Raw genomic sequence first — 16,325 nt, forward strand, 5'->3', positions numbered from 1 at the left:
CGCAACTATTTCCATCGTTAAATTTTTTTAGATCGGGATTTGCCACTCTTAATTACTTGAGGAAAGACCATGAAAATGATCAAGCACAATAGATTGCATCTGGGCCGGCCCGCCAAAGCGGCCAGCACCTGGAAAAAATGTTTGCTAACACTTGCGGCATCCCTGGCCATTGGTAGTGCGCATGCTGCCGATGTAAATACCACCGGTTTGGCAGTGACTGATACCACCGTAAAAGTGGGCATCCTTCACTCGGTAACCGGCACTATGGCAATCAGTGAAACAGGTTCAGTGCAAGCAGAGAAATTGGCGATTGACCAGATCAACGCAATGGGCGGTGTGTTGGGCCGCAAAATCGAATTTATCCAGGAGGATGGTGCGAGTGACTGGCCAACCTTCGCAGAGAAATCCAAAAAATTGTTGGTGAACGATAAAGTTGCTGCGGTATTTGGTTGCTGGACTTCCGCATCGCGCAAAGCGGTATTGCCCATTTTCGAGCAGTACAACGGCATGCTTTATTACCCGACCTTTTACGAAGGCCTGGAGCAATCACCCAATGTGATTTACACCGGTCAGGAAGCGACGCAACAAATTATTGCGGGTATTGATTGGGTAGTGAAAACCAAAGGTGCGAAATCGTTCTACCTGCTCGGTTCAGATTATATTTGGCCGCGCACTTCCAACAAAATTGCGCGCAAGCACATTGAAAAATTAGGTTTGAGTGTAGTAGGTGAGGAATATTATCCACTGGGTCACACGCAATTTAACTCGGTGATCAACAAAATAAAATTGAAAAAACCGGATGTGATTTACGCAATTGTTGTAGGCGGCTCTAACGTGGCTTTCTACAAACAATTGAAAGCGGCCGGTATCGATATGACCAAAGAGAAACCACTGGTATTGACCATCTCCGTAACCGAAGACGAAATCCTTGGCATCGGCGGTGAAAACATGGTGGGTGCTTACGCGGCGATGAAATATTTCCAAAGCTTGCCGAACGACAATAACAAGAAATTTGTTGCTGACTTTAAAGCGAAATACGGTAAAGACATCGTGATTGGTGACGTAACCCAAGCGGCTTATCTCGGTCCCTGGTTGTGGAAAGCCGCAGTGGAAAAAGCCGGCTCATTTGATATCGATAAAGTTCGCGCTGCATCACCCGGCATAGAGTTGACTACTGCACCGGAAGGTTACGTAAAAGTTCACCCGAACCATCACCTCTGGTCCAAAACCCGTATCGGCCACGCCCGTACCGACGGTCAGTATGACGTAGTGTTCGAGACTAAAGATTTGATCGAGCCGGATCCATTCCCGAAAGGTTATCAATAATAAAAATTACAGCCAGCTGAAAAGCTGGCTGTTTGAATTTACGAAAATGGTGATGAGTGAGGAGTAGAGTTCAATTTAAAACCATATGAGGCATGGACGACCCACAGGGATGTGGGAAGTTTCTCGAAGCGCCGGGAGCGCGAAGAGAAGGCCGATTTGAGCCTACATGGACGTATTTACGGCGTGTTTTAAATTGAACTCTACGCATCACTCCTGCGATGAAATAGCTAATTTTTTAAACGAGATGATGAGGATACAGCCATGTTTGCTGAATACAGTACCTCGGAATTGTTATCGATCTTTGCCATGCAAGGCGTAGCGGGATTGATTTTATTTTCAGTGTTTGTCCTTATGGCCCTCGGGCTCGCCATTATTTTCGGGCAAATGGGCGTAATCAATATGGCGCACGGCGAATTTATGATTCTCGGCGCCTACGTGACTTATTTAACCTCGCACGTTTTTTCCACGTACTTGCCAGATTTTTTCAGCATCTACTTTATTCTCGCGATGGTGCTCGCCTTTATTGCCGCAGGTGCGCTAGGCGCATTAGTGGAATGGGCGATGATTCGCCACTTATATCACCGACCACTGGATACATTGCTCGCCACCTGGGGTTTGAGTTTGATCCTGCAACAGCTTTATCGCACCGTGTTTGGTGCACGCGAAGTCGGTGTGACGTTGCCGGATTGGTTAATGGGTTCGTATCAATTAACCGATTCAATCGAATTGCCGATTAATGGTTTATTTGTGATGAGCCTTGCGATAGGAATTTCACTCGCCGTTGCAATTTTAATGTACCGCTCCCGCTGGGGCACCCAAGTGCGCGCAGTGGTGCAGAATCGTGCAATGGCCGGCGCAGTGGGAATTAATACCGCAAAAGTGGACCGCGTAACCTTTGCCTTGGGTTGCGGCATTGCCGGTGTGGCCGGTAGCGCATTTACCATGATCGGTTCAACCGGGCCAACATCCGGCCAACTTTATATTGTGGATACTTTCCTGGTAGTTGTGTTTGGCGGTGCATCCAGTTTGCTCGGCACAATCGCATCAGCCTTCACCATTTCACAAGCGCAATCGACCATGGAATTCTTTATGAGTGGTTCCATGTCCAAAGTGCTCACGTTGTTATTCGTGGTGTTTATCCTGATGTTGCGCCCGCAAGGTTTATTCACCTTGAAAGTGCGTCGTTAAGAGGAGTAACTGATTATGTCTTATCAAGGTTTTGGTGCACTCTTTCCGAAAAAAGAAATGCTGGGTTTTCTGGTGCTGGCAATTATCCTTGCGGTGATATTGCCACTCACACTGGATATTTTCCGCCTCAATCTCGTCGGCAAATATTTAACTTACGCATTCGTTGCTGTTGGTCTGGTGTTGTGTTGGGGTTACGGTGGGATTTTAAGTTTAGGGCAGGGCGTGTTTTTTGGCTTGGGCGGTTATGCCATGGCGATGTTTTTAAAGCTGGAAGCGTCTGATCCCGAAAGCACTAAAATCCAATCCACACCCGGCATTCCCGATTTTATGGACTGGAACCAGCTCACTGAATTGCCCTTTTTCTGGGAGCCCTTCCACAGTTTCGGTTTTACGCTGGCGGCGATTATTTTGTTGCCGTGCATTTTCGGTTACATCATCGGCGTAGCCATGTTTAAACGTCGTGTGGGCGGTGTGTATTTCGCGATTATCACGCAAGCACTGGCCGCAATCCTCACGATTTTAATTATCGGCCAGCAAGGTTATACCGGCGGCGTGAATGGTATGACAGATTTGCGCACGCTCCACGGTTTTGATATCCGCACCGATAGCGCCAAATATTTCTTCTACTTCTTGTGTGTTGCTTTGTTATTTGCCTGCCTCTTTGCCGCACAATTTATTCGCAAAAGTAAATTGGGCCGCTTATTGGTGGCGATGCGCGATAAAGAAGATCGAGTGCGTTTCTCCGGCTATGACGTTGCCAATTTTAAAATCTTTGTGTTCTGCATTGGCGGTGTTTTCGCTGCAATCGGCGGTGCGATGTTTACTTTGCAAGTGGGCTTCATGTCGCCAACGCTAGTAGGAATTGTACCTTCGATTGAAATGGTAATTTTCTGCGCCGTGGGTGGCCGCCTCTCAATCATCGGTGCGGTATACGGTGCATTGATTGTTAACGCCGCAAAAACATCTTTTTCCGAAAGTTTCCCCGAATTATGGTTGTTCGCGATGGGCGGATTGTTTATCGCCGTAGTAATGGCATTCCCCAATGGTTTGGCGGGTTTGTATAACACTTATGCGGCACCCAAGGTGGATGCGCTTTTTGCGAAAGTTTTCAGCAAAAAGCCGGCGGTAGCTGCGGCACCACCGCCGCCCGCTACGCCCCTCGTAAATAAGCCCGTTGCAACCAAAACGGAAACCCCGGTTATCCCACAAGGAGCACTCCATGAGTAGCAATACAGATTTTGTGCTTGCTGTTGAAGGGCTCACGGTTTCCTTCGATGGTTTCAAGGCGGTAAATGACTTAACGTTTTACGTGGATGAAAATGAAATCCGCGTAATTATCGGGCCTAATGGTGCGGGCAAAACGACCGTGCTGGATTTAATTTGCGGCCGCACCAAAGCCACTGACGGCTCGATCAAATTCCGCAATCGCGAATTAACCAAATTGCGCGAACACGAAATTGTCAAAGCCGGTGTTGGCAGGAAATTCCAGAATCCGTCTATTTACGGTGATCTCACTGTATTTGAAAACCTGGAAATTTCCTTTCCCCGTGGCCGTTCCGTATTTGGAGCGCTCGCCTTCAAGCGCGATGAAGAAGTCATCAGCAAGGTCCATGAAGTGGCCAACATGATTTTCCTGGGCGACCAGTTGGACCGACAAGCCGAGTTGCTCAGCCATGGACAAAAGCAGTGGTTGGAAATCGGCATGTTGCTTATGCAAGACCCTGATTTGCTAATGCTCGATGAACCGGTTGCAGGCATGTCGGTTGGCGAGCGCCAGCAAACAGCGGAATTGTTACGCAGCATTATTAAAGACCGCTCGGTGATTGTGATTGAACACGATATGCAATTCGTTGCGCAAATCGCTGACAAGGTCACGGTATTGCACCAGGGGAAAATTCTCGCCGAAGGTTCAGTCGATAAAGTGAAGAATGATCCGAAGGTGATTGAAGTCTATCTTGGTCACTAATTACTTATGAGGAATTAATTATGTTAGCTGTATCTGATTACCGCGTAAGTTATGGCCAAAGCGAAGTGTTGCACGGATTGAATTTTAAAGTGAAGCCGCGCGAAATTGTGGCGGTGATGGGGCGCAATGGCATGGGCAAAACCACCTTGATGAAATCATTAATGGGTGTTATTCCCAGCTCCGGTGGCAGCGTTAAACTGGATGGTAAAGAAGTCAGCCAGTTGAAAAGTTTTCAGCGAGTTGCTAACGGTTTTGGTTTTGTGCCGCAAGGGCGTATGATTTTTTCCAGTATGACCGTGAAAGAAAATATTGAAACCGGATTAACCACTACCAAAAAACGTTCGGTACCAAAAGAACTTTACGATATGTTCCCGGTATTGCAGGAAATGCGCAGCCGTCGCGGTGGAAATTTATCGGGCGGGCAGCAGCAACAATTGGCTATCGCGCGCGCCTTAGCAAGTGATCCCAAATTGTTATTCCTGGATGAACCCACCGAAGGAATCCAGCCATCAATCATTCGCGAAATGGGGCGCACCCTGAAAGCCATTCGTGACCAACGTGGACTTTCAATTGTTGTTTCCGAACAGGTATTAAGTTTTGCACTGGATATTGCCGATAGAATCCTGGTGATTGAGAAAGGCCAGATTGTGCATGAAGAATTACGGGAGACAGTAAACGAAGCGAAAGTGGCTTCCTATTTGTCAGTGTGATTTTTTATCGACATAGTTTTTAATGTAGACCCTGGATGATACTTCAGCTTCAGCCAGCTTTCGCTAAGTCTCGGGCGATCGCTGGCTTTTTTCCTCCTATTGATAGCGTAAATCACGTCATTGCTTAATCATTTCTATCCGGCGGTGGTTCGCGCCCATCTTGCCCGCCTTCGGGCGGCTCCGGCATATTATCTGGCTTGCACGCCAGTGTTGCTGTTTCACCGCGTCGCGGAGGCAAGCTACAGATACCATTAATTAATTCATCATTGCGTCCTGCAAAACTGCATGGATCATTTTCCACCAACCCTTTGCACGCCAGCAGTGCTTCTTCCGGTGGGCCAACACGTTTTCCATCCCGTTCCGGTTGCTGGTTTTCAACGGCATATACCGGTTGCAACACTATATGTAAAAAAATGCCGGCAATACCAGCAGTTTTAAGTAGTTGGGATGATGCCATAGGTACCTCGTACAGATTACTTTATTAACGTTACCCATGAGATAAATCAAACGGTTGTTGGTTCAGCAGAATCAGTGTGTATCACAGTCTTTGCACAATTGATGAGTGCGCGCGCGCACCTGAAATTTGGTTATGTATGTTTGTCTATGGGGTGAATGACGTATAGGCGCGCGCTATTTGTCGTATTGAGAGTATGCGCCTTGCGCCAGATACTGACCCTGTTCCGCGACGAATTGTCCAACCTACACCAGGAGTCAGACCATGGCTGAAACGATTATCAAAATAGATTTAAAAAAAACTCCCTACGAGAATGAAAATATCCACAATCGCTGGCATCCGGATATTCCCATGGCGGCGACGGTAAAACCTGGTGCGGATTTTATTATCGAATGCTACGACTGGACCGGTGGGCAAATCGCTAACAATGACAGCGCGGATGACGTGCGCGATGTGGATTTGTCACAAGTACATTTCCTTTCCGGCCCGGTGGGTGTGGAAGGCGCAGAGCCTGGCGATTTACTGGTGGTGGATATTCTGGATATCGGCGCATTCCAGGAAAGCCTGTGGGGCTTTAACGGATTTTTCTCCAAGCAAAATGGCGGCGGGTTTTTAACAGAACATTTTCCGGAAGCGCAAAAATCGATTTGGGATTTTAATGGTATGTTTACCAAATCCCGCCATGTGCCCAATGTGGAATTTGCGGGCTTAATCCATCCCGGTTTGATTGGTTGCTTGCCCTCCAAAGAAATGCTGCTGGAGTGGAACAAACGCGAAAAAGAACTTTACGATACCGAACCTGAGCGTGTGCCTGCATTGGCAACATTGCCTTACGCCGATACGGCACACATGGGCAAATTAAGTGGTGATGCGGCCAAGGCCGCTGCCGCTGAAGGTGCGCGCACTGTACCGCCGCGTGAACACGGTGGTAACTGCGATATTAAAGATTTATCGCGCGGCTCAAAAATTTATTTCCCGGTGTATGTGAAAGGTGGCGGGCTCTCGGTCGGCGATTTGCATTTCAGTCAGGGCGACGGTGAAATTACGTTTTGCGGCGCAATCGAAATGGCGGGCTGGATTCACTTGCGTGTAAATTTAATTAAAGACGGTATGGCGAAATACGGGATCAAAAATCCTATCTTCAAGCCGAGCCCAATCGCACCCAAATACGACGATTACCTGATCTTTGAAGGTATTTCTGTCGATGAATATGGCGAGCAACATTATCTGGATGTTCATGTTGCCTATCGCCAGGCGTGTTTGAATGCAATTAATTATTTAACCAAATTTGGTTACAGCAAAGCCCAGGCATACGCGATCCTTGGTTGTGCGCCGGTGCAAGGGCATATTTCCGGTGTGGTGGATATTCCGAATGCCTGTGCAACATTATGGTTGCCCACAGATATTTTTGATTTCGATGTGAATCCTACGGCGGAAGGCCCGACGAAAAAGGTTACACCGGGTACTGATGTCCCGCTTTCGAAAGATAAATAGTGGTGAGATAGAGTCACTTTTATTTTTTCGATGCAGGTAGGATCTGTTGAGGTGGGATCCGGCATTTGCTTCGGGACCGTGCGCAGCATGGATGCTGCGCCCGAGCCTACAGGGATGTATTCACGGCGTGTCCCGAAGTGAATGACGGAGCCCGCCCTGCGAAAATCTAATTATGCCAGTGAGGTTTTGTAATGCCTGTTTACGACTACAAATGCGCCGACCATGGGTTGTTTTACGAATTAGCCGCAATGGAAGATTCCAGCAAACCCATGGCGTGCCCGGAGTGTGCAAAATTATGCGCGCGGGTAATTATGCTCGCACCGGAATTCCTGGATATGAAAAAAGAAAACCGCATGGCCCATCAACGCAATGAAACGGCGATGAATGCCCCGGTTTTTTCGACGCCTGACTATCGCGCTGAACAACAAGCGCGACGCGAGCATAAACACGGTAAAGGCTGCGGTTGCGGTGATAAGCCGATTCGCAAATCCAACCTGATGTACACCGCTGGCGGGAATAAAATGTTTCCCTCCATGCGCCCGTGGATGATTAGCCATTAATTAATTCTTGCTGCGTTTTTTTCACGCAGCAAGAAATTATGTTGCTTGTCGATTAAAAGAATTTGCTACTCAAGCTCACGCCGATCCAGCGCGGCTCGCTGGGTGAAAAACTGTTCCAGTCGTAAAGGCTGCCGTACTCCACCTCAAACAGGTTGCGCACAATCAGGGTGAAATCGACTTTACGATTATTGGTGGCGATACCAATGGCGAGGTCCGTCAATCCATAACCATCCTGTTTTGCATAACGGGATAACGAGGTATTGGGATTAAAACTGCTCACATAGTTGTAATTGATATTGCCGTGCAATTCGTTATCCCCGAAAACCAATTCGGTATGCTCAAGTGAAATATTGAACGAGACTTTGGAGGCACCGGCGATGGTTTTGCCGCTGACATCGTAATAGGGCGGGGCCGATAGCAGGCCACCTAATTCCGGTGGTTTAGCCGCGTACTGGAAATCTTTATAGCGGGGGTCGCTGTACGCGCCGGCAAAACGCAGCGTAGTGTTATTGAGTGTATAGGCTGCATCAAACTCAATGCCCCTGGCAGTAATTTTTGGAACATTACCCAAGCCTGCGGTATAAGCCGGTTTGCCATCGTCATTAATCCGGGTCTGTTCAGCATCGTAATAATAAAGTGATTGGATGTAATTATTGATATCCAGATAATAGATGCTGGTGCTGAGGATTAAATTATCGTTCAGTAAATTAGCTTTCCAGCCCAAATCATAGTTATCCGTTTTTTCTGCTTTCGTCAGCGCCGATTTTCCGCCTTCCTTGGTCGCTCCCACAATTTGTGAAACCCCGGCTTTTTCTCCGTGCTGCCAGGAAAAATAAACCGTGTGGTTATCATTGAGTTGAAAGCTCGGGCTTATATTGGCCCCGGTTAATACATCATCAAAGGGTTCTGCGGCTGTAGTTTGATAAACACCGCCGATTCGCGCGGCACGTATCGCTTTGGCTTGCGCCACCTGATTTTTTTGTATGGCATTAAGGCTCCCATAATTGGGTACTTTAAAATATTTGAGTGCAACGGAATCCGCCAGGGCTAATTGCGCGAGCGAATTTTTTGTTAGATCTATATCACCTTTAGCGTCGCTATCAAATCCGCCAAGTTGCACGTTGTTTACCGAAACCGGATTTAATTCGGGCGCATAACCTTGATGGGAAATATAACTGGCAGATTGCAATTGATGCGATTTTTCATCTGACACACGTAAACCAAAATTAATGCTGATACGTTCAGTAGGGCTCCAATCAATATTGCCAAACCAGGCTAATTTATCGCCATCAGTTTTTGTATGTGCTGCGATATTCAAACGGTCAACGGAGTTAAGTAACAAATAACGGCCAGCGGCGTCGGTATCCAATGCCTTGTATTGAGTTACAGTGGCATAGTAAGCGCCTGCGTCTGAACCAAAACGGGTTCCCCACCCGGGTTGCCCGGTGCGTGCTTCTGTATGCAAATAAAAAATACCGGTTTTGTAATTAAACTTCCCGAAATCTGTTTCAATATCAGAGGAGGAAATACTGAATTCTTCACTCAGTTGTTTGTAATTGTTCCAGGCTTGCGAAGGCTCGCGCATGATGTCGAAGATATCGCGTAACCCGGTATTTTTACCGTGCCAGGCAAACGTAAAATCGCGTGCAGCGGTAATCGAATTCAAGGTGTAATTGCCTAATTTCCAATTGAGTTCAAGAGATGCGCCGCCGGTGTCGCGCTCTTGTGGTGGGCCATCGCTGCGTTCAACGCGATTTTTTGTTCCATCGGGATCAAGGTAATTATAACTTTGGTCTTGTTTAAACCAACGCCGCTCTAGTCGTCCCGCTGGTTCCAGCTCTTGAACTACGGCGATAGGTAAACCGGTTTCCGGATTCAGTGTGTCATAGTAAGTTGGTGTTGCACGTGAAAATGCACCGAAAGACGAGGAACCGTATTCAGCACCTTTAGGTGTAAAATCCGCACTCAAATGCGCGCTGAAATTTTCATCCGGTGTCAGTAGTAACTGGATTTTTGCGGAGGTCCGGTCGCGGTTATACAGTGATTGGGTGATGTCATAATGATTGATAAAAGGACCGTCGGCTTGCTCGCGTAAAAACGTCACACGATAAGCCAGCAGGTCATCTATCACCGCACCTCCAACAGCAGCGCGGGTGATTAAGGTATTGCGTTGCCCGGCGGTTATCGATGCTTGTACTTCATCGTCAAAAGTCGGCGCTTGGGTGCGAAACGTAATACGGCCATAGTTTGCAGCAAGGCCACCTTGTGTTCCCTGGGCTCCGCGCGTCACAGCAACCGATTCCAGATCATAAAAATTAAAACTGCCGGCCATATCGGTAAACGCATAACTCACACCGTCAACGCTCACGCCAATACCAGGATCTTGCGGGCTGCCACCGGGAAAACCAATTCCGCGTAACGATAAATTTTGCCCGGTTACCAGGCCGGTTTGGCCGGCGATGCGCACATTGCCCAATTTTTTTAATACATCCTGAAACCGCGTCACTTCAAATTTTTCCAATTCATTACCTGACACGATTGAAATTGAAATGGGTGCATCTTTAACGCTGCGCAGTGGCACAATCACTTTTTTGCCCCCGACAATCACTTCTTCAATTCCCTGGGTATTGTTACGGCCAGCGGCGGTTGGTTCTTGCTCCAATAATTGATCCGGTGACAATTGATCCGCTGATGGTTGTGGTGCTGCTTGTGCGAGATCATCGTTAATTTCGGCTGGAGTAAAATTATCACTTTCGTCAACAATGTCTTTCGCAGTGGGAGCCGCCACTACCGGAAGAGATAAACAACTGGATGCACTGATTGCCAATAAAAAAATACGAGTGCTCATTTTTTTGACTTGAATGGATAAATACTGATGGCGCAGTGCCGACTTCAGACGCATAAATTTTCCTTTCGCGAGGTTAATTAAAATACCGATGCAGGAGGAATTGCGATATCTATGCCAAATAGCCGCGCTAGCTTTTACAAGAGAATGGAATGTATCGGGTAATTAAAATTGGGGAAATATAAATATTGCATTTGGTTTTTATGATGGTTTTTAGTGTTGATAAATAAAAAATTATTGCTGGATCTATTGCAATGCCTGGTTGAAATACGGTTTTCTGCGTAATTGTGCTCACTGATATTAGTGATAATCAAGCAGCAGTTTTTTTTATAAGGTGCGGAATTTATTAAAGGGGAAATTGCAGGCGTGCAACCGGGTGCGTTAAAACTAACAGCGTTGGCTGGAGAATAAATCTTATTGTTGAATACGCTCCAGCCCTACATTTTAATTACGATTTTCCGTTTTTTATTTCTGTGTAAAGCCAGCGTACAAAACGTTCCGTACTTTGCGGGGTTACACCGTCCACTTTTGCATCAAATTCTTTGGTTGGATTTAATGCGAGCACTTCTTCCACAGTTTTTCCTTGTGCAACAAGCGGGGAAATTTTGTCGCGTGCGGCCAGAATCAAATCGCGCGCAGCAATAAGGCCATTGCGGTCGGTAATCGGGCCGTGGCCGGGAATGATTTTGGTTTTGGGGCCGGCGCGGCCAATAGTTGCACCGAGGCCATCCAGAATCCCGCGCAATGTGCCGCCATTGGTTAAATCAACCACAGGGTAGCCAGTTGAACGGAAGTAGTCACCGGTAGCCAAGGCATCTTGTTTGGTAAATTGCACCAGGGTATCACCGTCGGTGTGGGCAACACGAATAGGAATCAAACGAACTTCTTCATTATTAATATGCAGGGTCACTTGATTGTCGTAAGTAATAACTGGCAATGCTTTGGCGGGCGCGGGTTTACCGGGTGTGCCATCAGGCGCGGGATTGGGGTTCGCCAAGCGCGCACGCAGCTGATCGCGACTAAAAAGAATGGCCCCCTGTTTGGCAAAATTTTCGTTGCCACCGGTATGATCGCCGTGTACATGGGTATTCACCAGATAACGTATTGGCTGGTTGGAAATCTTTTTTAATGCAGCAACTAATTTGTCGGTGAGGGGAGCGAATTGTGAATCCACTAAAAATATACCATCCGGCCCGGTGAGGGCGCTGATCGTTCCGCCCGCACCTTCCAGGGTATAAAGGTTGTCACCGATTTTATTGGTTTTTATTTCTACCGTATTGTAATCAATTTGCTGTTGTTGGGCCTGGGCACTGGCAATAAAAAATAGCGCTGCTGTTAAGGTGAAAAGCGTTTTACGCTTGATGGGTGACATAGAGAAGCTCCGTTTTTCAATTAAAGGTAAAGGCATCATGGATTGAATGGATTTTTACTATTTTAAAGTCAAAAAAAATCCCACGACCTTGTGGGATTTTCGACGCACGACTTAGTGAGTTCGATACTTTACTTGTGTGTACGATTGGATTATGGCAGCGATAATTGGCGCAAAGCAAATGGTTACTTAGATTTTTATCAGCAATAACCATTGCATGTGGTTATAAGCTTTAATGGATTTTCTTTGGTAATTTTTTTGTGTGGACTAAATAAAAACACAAGGTGTTTTGGTGGGTTCTTCTTTGCCTTGATAAAAAAGCCGCCCGGTATATAGCTACACGGACGGCCTGGAGGAAAGTTTTCGTTTTGCTCATCGTTCGTTTTTATCACTCGTTTCTTTTTACCACTCGTTCCTTAATCGGTGATGGTGAAGACCTAAAAATATTAACAAAACGTTCGATGTGTTAAGCCAGCAATTCTTTAACGACTTTTCCATACACTACGGTCGGCCGTTCGGAGCGACCATTTTGCAGGAAGGTTGTTTTCAAGTGATTCAACCCGAGCAAATGCAATACGGTTGCATGCAAATCATAGGTGTCGACAACATTTTCACCCACTGCGCGCAAACCTACTTCATCCGTTTCACCGTAAGTGAAGCCCGCTTTCACACCGCCACCGGCCAGCCATTGGGTGTAGCCCCACGGATTGTGATCGCGCCCGTTACCACTTTGTCCATACGAAGTACGGCCAAATTCTGAAGTCCATACAATCAAGGTTGAATCCAATAAACCACGTGATTTCAAATCTTCCAGCAAACCGGCGATAGGCTTATCAACGGCGCGTGCATGTTTGCCGTGATTTTCATCGAGACTATTGTGGGCATCCCAGTTGCGATTTTCGCCGCGGATTTCCAAATCACCGGAGATTACCTGGATAAAACGCACTCCGCGTTCCGCCAGCCGGCGTGCACGCAATAAATTTGCGCCGTAGCCTTTACTGACTTCATCATTAAGCCCGTAAAGCTCTTTAGTTGCATCGCTTTCTTTACTGATATCTACGGCTTCAGGTGCTGCGATTTCAATGCGCGATGCCAATTCATAAGAACGGTTGCGTGCTTGCAATTCAGTATCATGCGCGTAATCGGCGTAGCCATGGCGATTCAGTTTATTTAACAAACTTAAACTGTTGCGCTGTTGTTCCGCCGAGAAATTTTCCGGGCGTTCCAAATGCAGAATGGGCGAATCGCCCGGACGAAATGGAGTACCTTGATAAACAGCGGGTAAAAATCCGGAGGTCCAGTTGGCGCTGCCGCCGCGCGGTTCTTTTTGATCACTGTAAAGTGCAACGTAAGACGGCAAATCCGGATTAGCTGAACCTAATGCATAATTAATCCATGCCCCGAGTGTAGGGCGGCCAGGATTCAATGAGCCGGTATTTAATTTCAAAATAGAAATATCGTGTGTTGCGCCCACAGTCACGCTGGATTTAATAAATGCGAGTTTATCGGCGTGGTTAGCGAGGTTGGGCAATAAATCAGAAAACCAGGCACCGCTTTCTCCGTATTGTTTCCAGCTGCGATTGGAAGCGTACAGTTTTCCCGTGCCGCCGCGAATTGCAACGTTAAGTCCTTTTAAAAAGGATGGCGCAATTTCCTGGCCTGCACGTTTGATCAATTCCGGTTTGTAGTCGTACAAATCCAATGTAGACGGTGCACCATTTTGATGTAACCAGATCACAGATTTTACTTTAGGTGCAAAATGTGGATTCTTCGGTGCAAGTGGATCTATCAATTCGGATGCCAGTACCGGCGTGGCAAAAAAACCGCCGCCAGGCAGTGCGCTGGTTAATGCCAAACCGCCCAAACCATAACCGGCTTTCAATAAAAAATCGCGACGTGAATTACTCATAATATTTTCCTTTTAAAAATCGTTTAATGAAATTGAAATTAGAGCCGATAAGCAAATTCATTGGAGTTTGCTACGGTATGGACCAAATCAACCAGGGCCGCCGCCCGGATCGGGTCAACGCCGTTCACATCTTTCAAGCCCGTGGGTTGGTTGATTGCCAGCGTTCCGGAAATGGCTTTTTCGCGAATAATTTTTTCCTGGTCATTCAGATAAGCTTGCAATAACTTACGTTCTGCTTTGTCAGGTTTACGCGCAAACAGAATCTGGTAGAGGCGATCAAGTTGCGCTTTTTCATTTTTTCCGCCCTCCGAAATAACACGCCCCGCCAGCGCTTGCGATAAACCAAATACAATATCGCTGTGATAAAGCGTGAGTGCTTGCAATGGTGTCGTGGTGACATCGCGTTTGCTATGCACTTCCTGGGTGCCAGCCAGATCAAATGTTTGCAGTAATGGATAGGGCACACTGCGACGGTTGAAGATATAAAGGCTGCGGCGATAGAAATCCGCACTGTCGGCAGAAGTTTTCCAGAACGGTTGGCCATCGGTATTGGAATTACCCGTTACGAGGTTGGAAGGAATTGGCGGGAACACACCCGGCCCACCTTGCTTGTCATTTAATTTGCCTGCTGCAACCAGGAGTGAATCGCGAATTTGTTCTGCTTCAAGGCGTTTGCGTGGAAACAACGCGAGCAATTTATTATCCGGGTCAAGTTTTCGCACCTCTTCATCGCGTTCCGCTGAGGATTGGCGATACACGCTGGATAATAAAATCTGGCGATGTAATTGTTTTACGCTCCAGCCTTCCTTCACAAAATGGGCGGCAAGGTAATCGAGTAATTCCGGGTGTGTAGGTTTGCCGCCGGCGCGGCCAAAGTCGCTGACAGTATCTACAATACCGCGCGCAAAATATTGCTCCCAAACACGGTTAACAAACACGCGCGCGGTCAGCGGATTTTTTTCGCTGGTAATCCAGTTTGCCAGTGCCGTGCGACGACCGGATGAAGTCGCAGTAGGAACTATCACCGGTTTTTCGCTGGTAATACTTTCCGGAAATGCCGGTTGCACTTCTTCCAATGGGCGTTCTTGTATTCCACCAAAATAAACGAATGTCGGTGGTGCATCAGCATGCCCCAATTCTGTTGCAGCAGAAAGATAAAGCGAACCTTGTGGTTTTAATCGCGTTGCTATTTCGCGACCTTGCTTGCGCAGCTTGTCGTATTGCTTCCACAAGTCTACGTGTTTTGGATTGTAATCCGGTGCGGTTTTATCGGTGGAGGTATCCTGTAAATAACCTGCGAGGCGATCATCATCAACGTATGGACCGTAATAATTATTAATCCAGCGATCATGGGCATTCCATTCGCTTTGGGGTTTGTTAAGTGATACCAACGTATCCTTATCATAACGCTCTTTTAGGTATTTACTGGCTTGCTCGCGCACAGGATCTATCAGTGCTTTTTTCGCGGCATTGATTGGTGCAATTTCCGCTTCGTATTTTGCTGCGGCTTCTTTGTAAGCAATTTCCTGCGCACCTATTGCGGCTGGAATATCATCGCGTACGCTGGTGTTGGCAAAGAATGCTTGTAATGCGAAATAATCTTTTTGCGAAATTTTATCGAGCTTGTGATTGTGGCAGCGCGCGCACTCAACAGTTTGGCCGAGGAAAACTTTTCCGACAGTGTCGGTAATATCAGTCGTGTGCTGGTATTTTTTCTGGACCAGGTTGCGGCCATTCGGATTGTCGGGAAAGCTGCGCAGAAATCCGGTAGCAATCAAAGCTTCCTGGCGTTCTGGCCACAATTCATCGCCGGCAAGTTGTTCCTGGATAAATTGATTGAACGGTTTGTCCTGGTTAAATGCGTTAACCACGTAATCGCGGTAACGCCAGAGATTCGGACGTGTTTCATCATTATCAAAGCCGCCACTATCGGCATAGCGCGCCAAATCCAGCCAGCGGCGTGCCTGGCGTTCGCCGTAATGGGGCGATGCGAGTAATCGATCAACGAGTTTTTCATAGGCTTGCGATGAGTGATCAGCTTCAAATGCTTTTACTTCCTCCGGCGTTGGAATTACACCCCAGGCATCCAATGTCGCCCGCCGGATAAAAGTACCGCGATCAGTATCCACTGACGGTTTGATTTTTTTTTTCTTCCAGTTTGGCAAGGATAAATGCATCAATGGGTGTGCGTACCCAGGATGAATGTGCCGGTGTGGGAACCTCACTATTTTTTACCGGTTGCCATGACCAGGGTAAACGCGATTTTTGCTTTTCCGTTAACACGGGAACATTCGCGTGTATGGAATCTGCAGGTGGCTTTCCTGTCTGGGCCATCGCCACGGATGTGAGACTAAAAAGCGCGATGAAAATGACCGTTCTTTTCACTCTTGGCTCTCCTTTCTTTATATTCAGATGATAAGAATCGTTTACGTGGATGCTAAAAAATTTTCGGGCACGGAATTAAATACGGAAATGTGTCCTGCCGTTGAGGGAGGGGTTTTTGC

The 16,325-nt window shown here is 47.2% G+C and carries 13 protein-coding genes; 7 read left to right on the plus strand and 6 right to left on the minus strand.

The window, feature by feature from the left end:
* Nucleotides 1-75: 75 nt before the first annotated feature.
* From urtA to urtE, 5 genes are all read left to right on the plus strand, one after another.
* Entirely contained in the window at nucleotides 76-1,326 is a 1,251-nt protein-coding gene (urtA, locus tag A596_RS18095) for an urea ABC transporter substrate-binding protein (RefSeq protein ID WP_412130335.1), read from the plus strand.
* 261 nt (nucleotides 1,327-1,587) lie between these two features.
* Complete coding sequence (gene urtB, locus A596_RS18100; protein WP_039917431.1) at nucleotides 1,588-2,514, plus strand: urea ABC transporter permease subunit UrtB; 927 nt, start codon at nucleotides 1,588-1,590, stop codon at nucleotides 2,512-2,514.
* Between the two features lie 57 nt (nucleotides 2,515-2,571).
* A complete protein-coding gene (gene urtC / locus A596_RS18105) occupies nucleotides 2,572-3,741 on the plus strand; it encodes an urea ABC transporter permease subunit UrtC (RefSeq protein WP_412130336.1) in 1,170 nt (389 codons plus the stop codon).
* Nucleotides 3,734-4,480, plus strand: coding sequence for an urea ABC transporter ATP-binding protein UrtD (urtD, locus tag A596_RS18110; protein ID WP_039917434.1), 747 nt, complete (start codon nucleotides 3,734-3,736; stop codon nucleotides 4,478-4,480). The genes urtC and urtD overlap by 8 nt, the downstream gene beginning before the upstream one ends.
* Before the next feature lie 20 nt (nucleotides 4,481-4,500).
* Nucleotides 4,501-5,190: an urea ABC transporter ATP-binding subunit UrtE gene (urtE, locus tag A596_RS18115; protein ID WP_039917435.1), complete on the plus strand. Its 690-nt coding sequence runs from the start codon at nucleotides 4,501-4,503 to the stop codon at nucleotides 5,188-5,190.
* A gap of 124 nt (nucleotides 5,191-5,314) precedes the next feature.
* Here urtE and A596_RS18120 read toward each other — a convergent pair whose 3' ends face one another.
* On the minus strand, nucleotides 5,315-5,647 hold the full coding sequence (locus tag A596_RS18120; RefSeq protein WP_039917437.1) for a hypothetical protein: 333 nt from the start codon (nucleotides 5,645-5,647) through the stop codon (nucleotides 5,315-5,317).
* A gap of 261 nt (nucleotides 5,648-5,908) precedes the next feature.
* On the opposite strand from A596_RS18120, the gene fmdA reads away from it, so the two are divergent.
* Together fmdA and A596_RS18130 are read left to right on the plus strand one after the other, a co-directional pair.
* Entirely contained in the window at nucleotides 5,909-7,138 is a 1,230-nt protein-coding gene (gene fmdA / locus A596_RS18125; protein WP_039917439.1) for a formamidase, read from the plus strand.
* Between the two features lie 191 nt (nucleotides 7,139-7,329).
* Complete coding sequence (locus tag A596_RS18130) at nucleotides 7,330-7,698, plus strand: zinc ribbon domain-containing protein (RefSeq protein ID WP_039917441.1); 369 nt, start codon at nucleotides 7,330-7,332, stop codon at nucleotides 7,696-7,698.
* A 52-nt stretch (nucleotides 7,699-7,750) separates the two neighbouring features.
* Here A596_RS18130 and A596_RS18135 read toward each other — a convergent pair whose 3' ends face one another.
* The 5 genes from A596_RS18135 to A596_RS23385 form a co-directional block, all read right to left on the minus strand.
* Nucleotides 7,751-10,600, minus strand: a complete 2,850-nt coding sequence (locus A596_RS18135; protein ID WP_039917443.1) for a TonB-dependent receptor — start codon at nucleotides 10,598-10,600, stop codon at nucleotides 7,751-7,753.
* 391 nt (nucleotides 10,601-10,991) lie between these two features.
* Nucleotides 10,992-11,915 carry an MBL fold metallo-hydrolase gene (locus A596_RS18140; RefSeq protein WP_052417663.1) on the minus strand — a complete coding sequence of 308 codons (924 nt, stop codon included), beginning with the start codon at nucleotides 11,913-11,915 and terminating at the stop codon, nucleotides 10,992-10,994.
* Nucleotides 11,916-12,378: 463 nt separating this feature from the next.
* Entirely contained in the window at nucleotides 12,379-13,821 is a 1,443-nt protein-coding gene (locus A596_RS18145) for a DUF1501 domain-containing protein (RefSeq protein WP_039917446.1), read from the minus strand.
* Nucleotides 13,822-13,859: 38 nt separating this feature from the next.
* A complete protein-coding gene (locus A596_RS18150; RefSeq protein WP_200882965.1) occupies nucleotides 13,860-15,986 on the minus strand; it encodes a DUF1549 and DUF1553 domain-containing protein in 2,127 nt (708 codons plus the stop codon).
* On the minus strand, nucleotides 15,940-16,206 hold the full coding sequence (locus tag A596_RS23385; RefSeq protein ID WP_200882966.1) for a hypothetical protein: 267 nt from the start codon (nucleotides 16,204-16,206) through the stop codon (nucleotides 15,940-15,942). Before A596_RS23385 ends, A596_RS18150 begins: the two co-directional genes overlap by 47 nt.
* Nucleotides 16,207-16,325 lie beyond the last annotated feature (119 nt).

Source organism: Cellvibrio mixtus subsp. mixtus J3-8, from assembly GCF_000766945.1.
GTDB lineage: Bacteria > Pseudomonadota > Gammaproteobacteria > Pseudomonadales > Cellvibrionaceae > Cellvibrio > Cellvibrio mixtus_A.

Bases quoted from the DNA above. Each gene is read 5' to 3' on its own strand.
- fmdA (WP_039917439.1), top strand. From the start codon at position 5,909: ATGGCTGAAACGATTATCAAAATAGATTTAAAAAAAACTCCCTACGAG.
- A596_RS18130 (WP_039917441.1), top strand. From the start codon at position 7,330: ATGCCTGTTTACGACTACAAATGCGCCGACCATGGGTTGTTTTACGAA.
- urtE (WP_039917435.1), top strand. From the start codon at position 4,501: ATGTTAGCTGTATCTGATTACCGCGTAAGTTATGGCCAAAGCGAAGTG.
- urtC (WP_412130336.1), top strand. From the start codon at position 2,572: ATGCTGGGTTTTCTGGTGCTGGCAATTATCCTTGCGGTGATATTGCCA.
- urtD (WP_039917434.1), top strand. From the start codon at position 3,734: ATGAGTAGCAATACAGATTTTGTGCTTGCTGTTGAAGGGCTCACGGTT.
- urtA (WP_412130335.1), top strand. From the start codon at position 76: ATGATCAAGCACAATAGATTGCATCTGGGCCGGCCCGCCAAAGCGGCC.
- urtB (WP_039917431.1), top strand. From the start codon at position 1,588: ATGTTTGCTGAATACAGTACCTCGGAATTGTTATCGATCTTTGCCATG.
- A596_RS18145 (WP_039917446.1), bottom strand. From the start codon at position 13,821: ATGAGTAATTCACGTCGCGATTTTTTATTGAAAGCCGGTTATGGTTTG.
- A596_RS18140 (WP_052417663.1), bottom strand. From the start codon at position 11,915: ATGTCACCCATCAAGCGTAAAACGCTTTTCACCTTAACAGCAGCGCTA.
- A596_RS18120 (WP_039917437.1), bottom strand. From the start codon at position 5,647: ATGGCATCATCCCAACTACTTAAAACTGCTGGTATTGCCGGCATTTTT.
- A596_RS18135 (WP_039917443.1), bottom strand. From the start codon at position 10,600: ATGCGTCTGAAGTCGGCACTGCGCCATCAGTATTTATCCATTCAAGTC.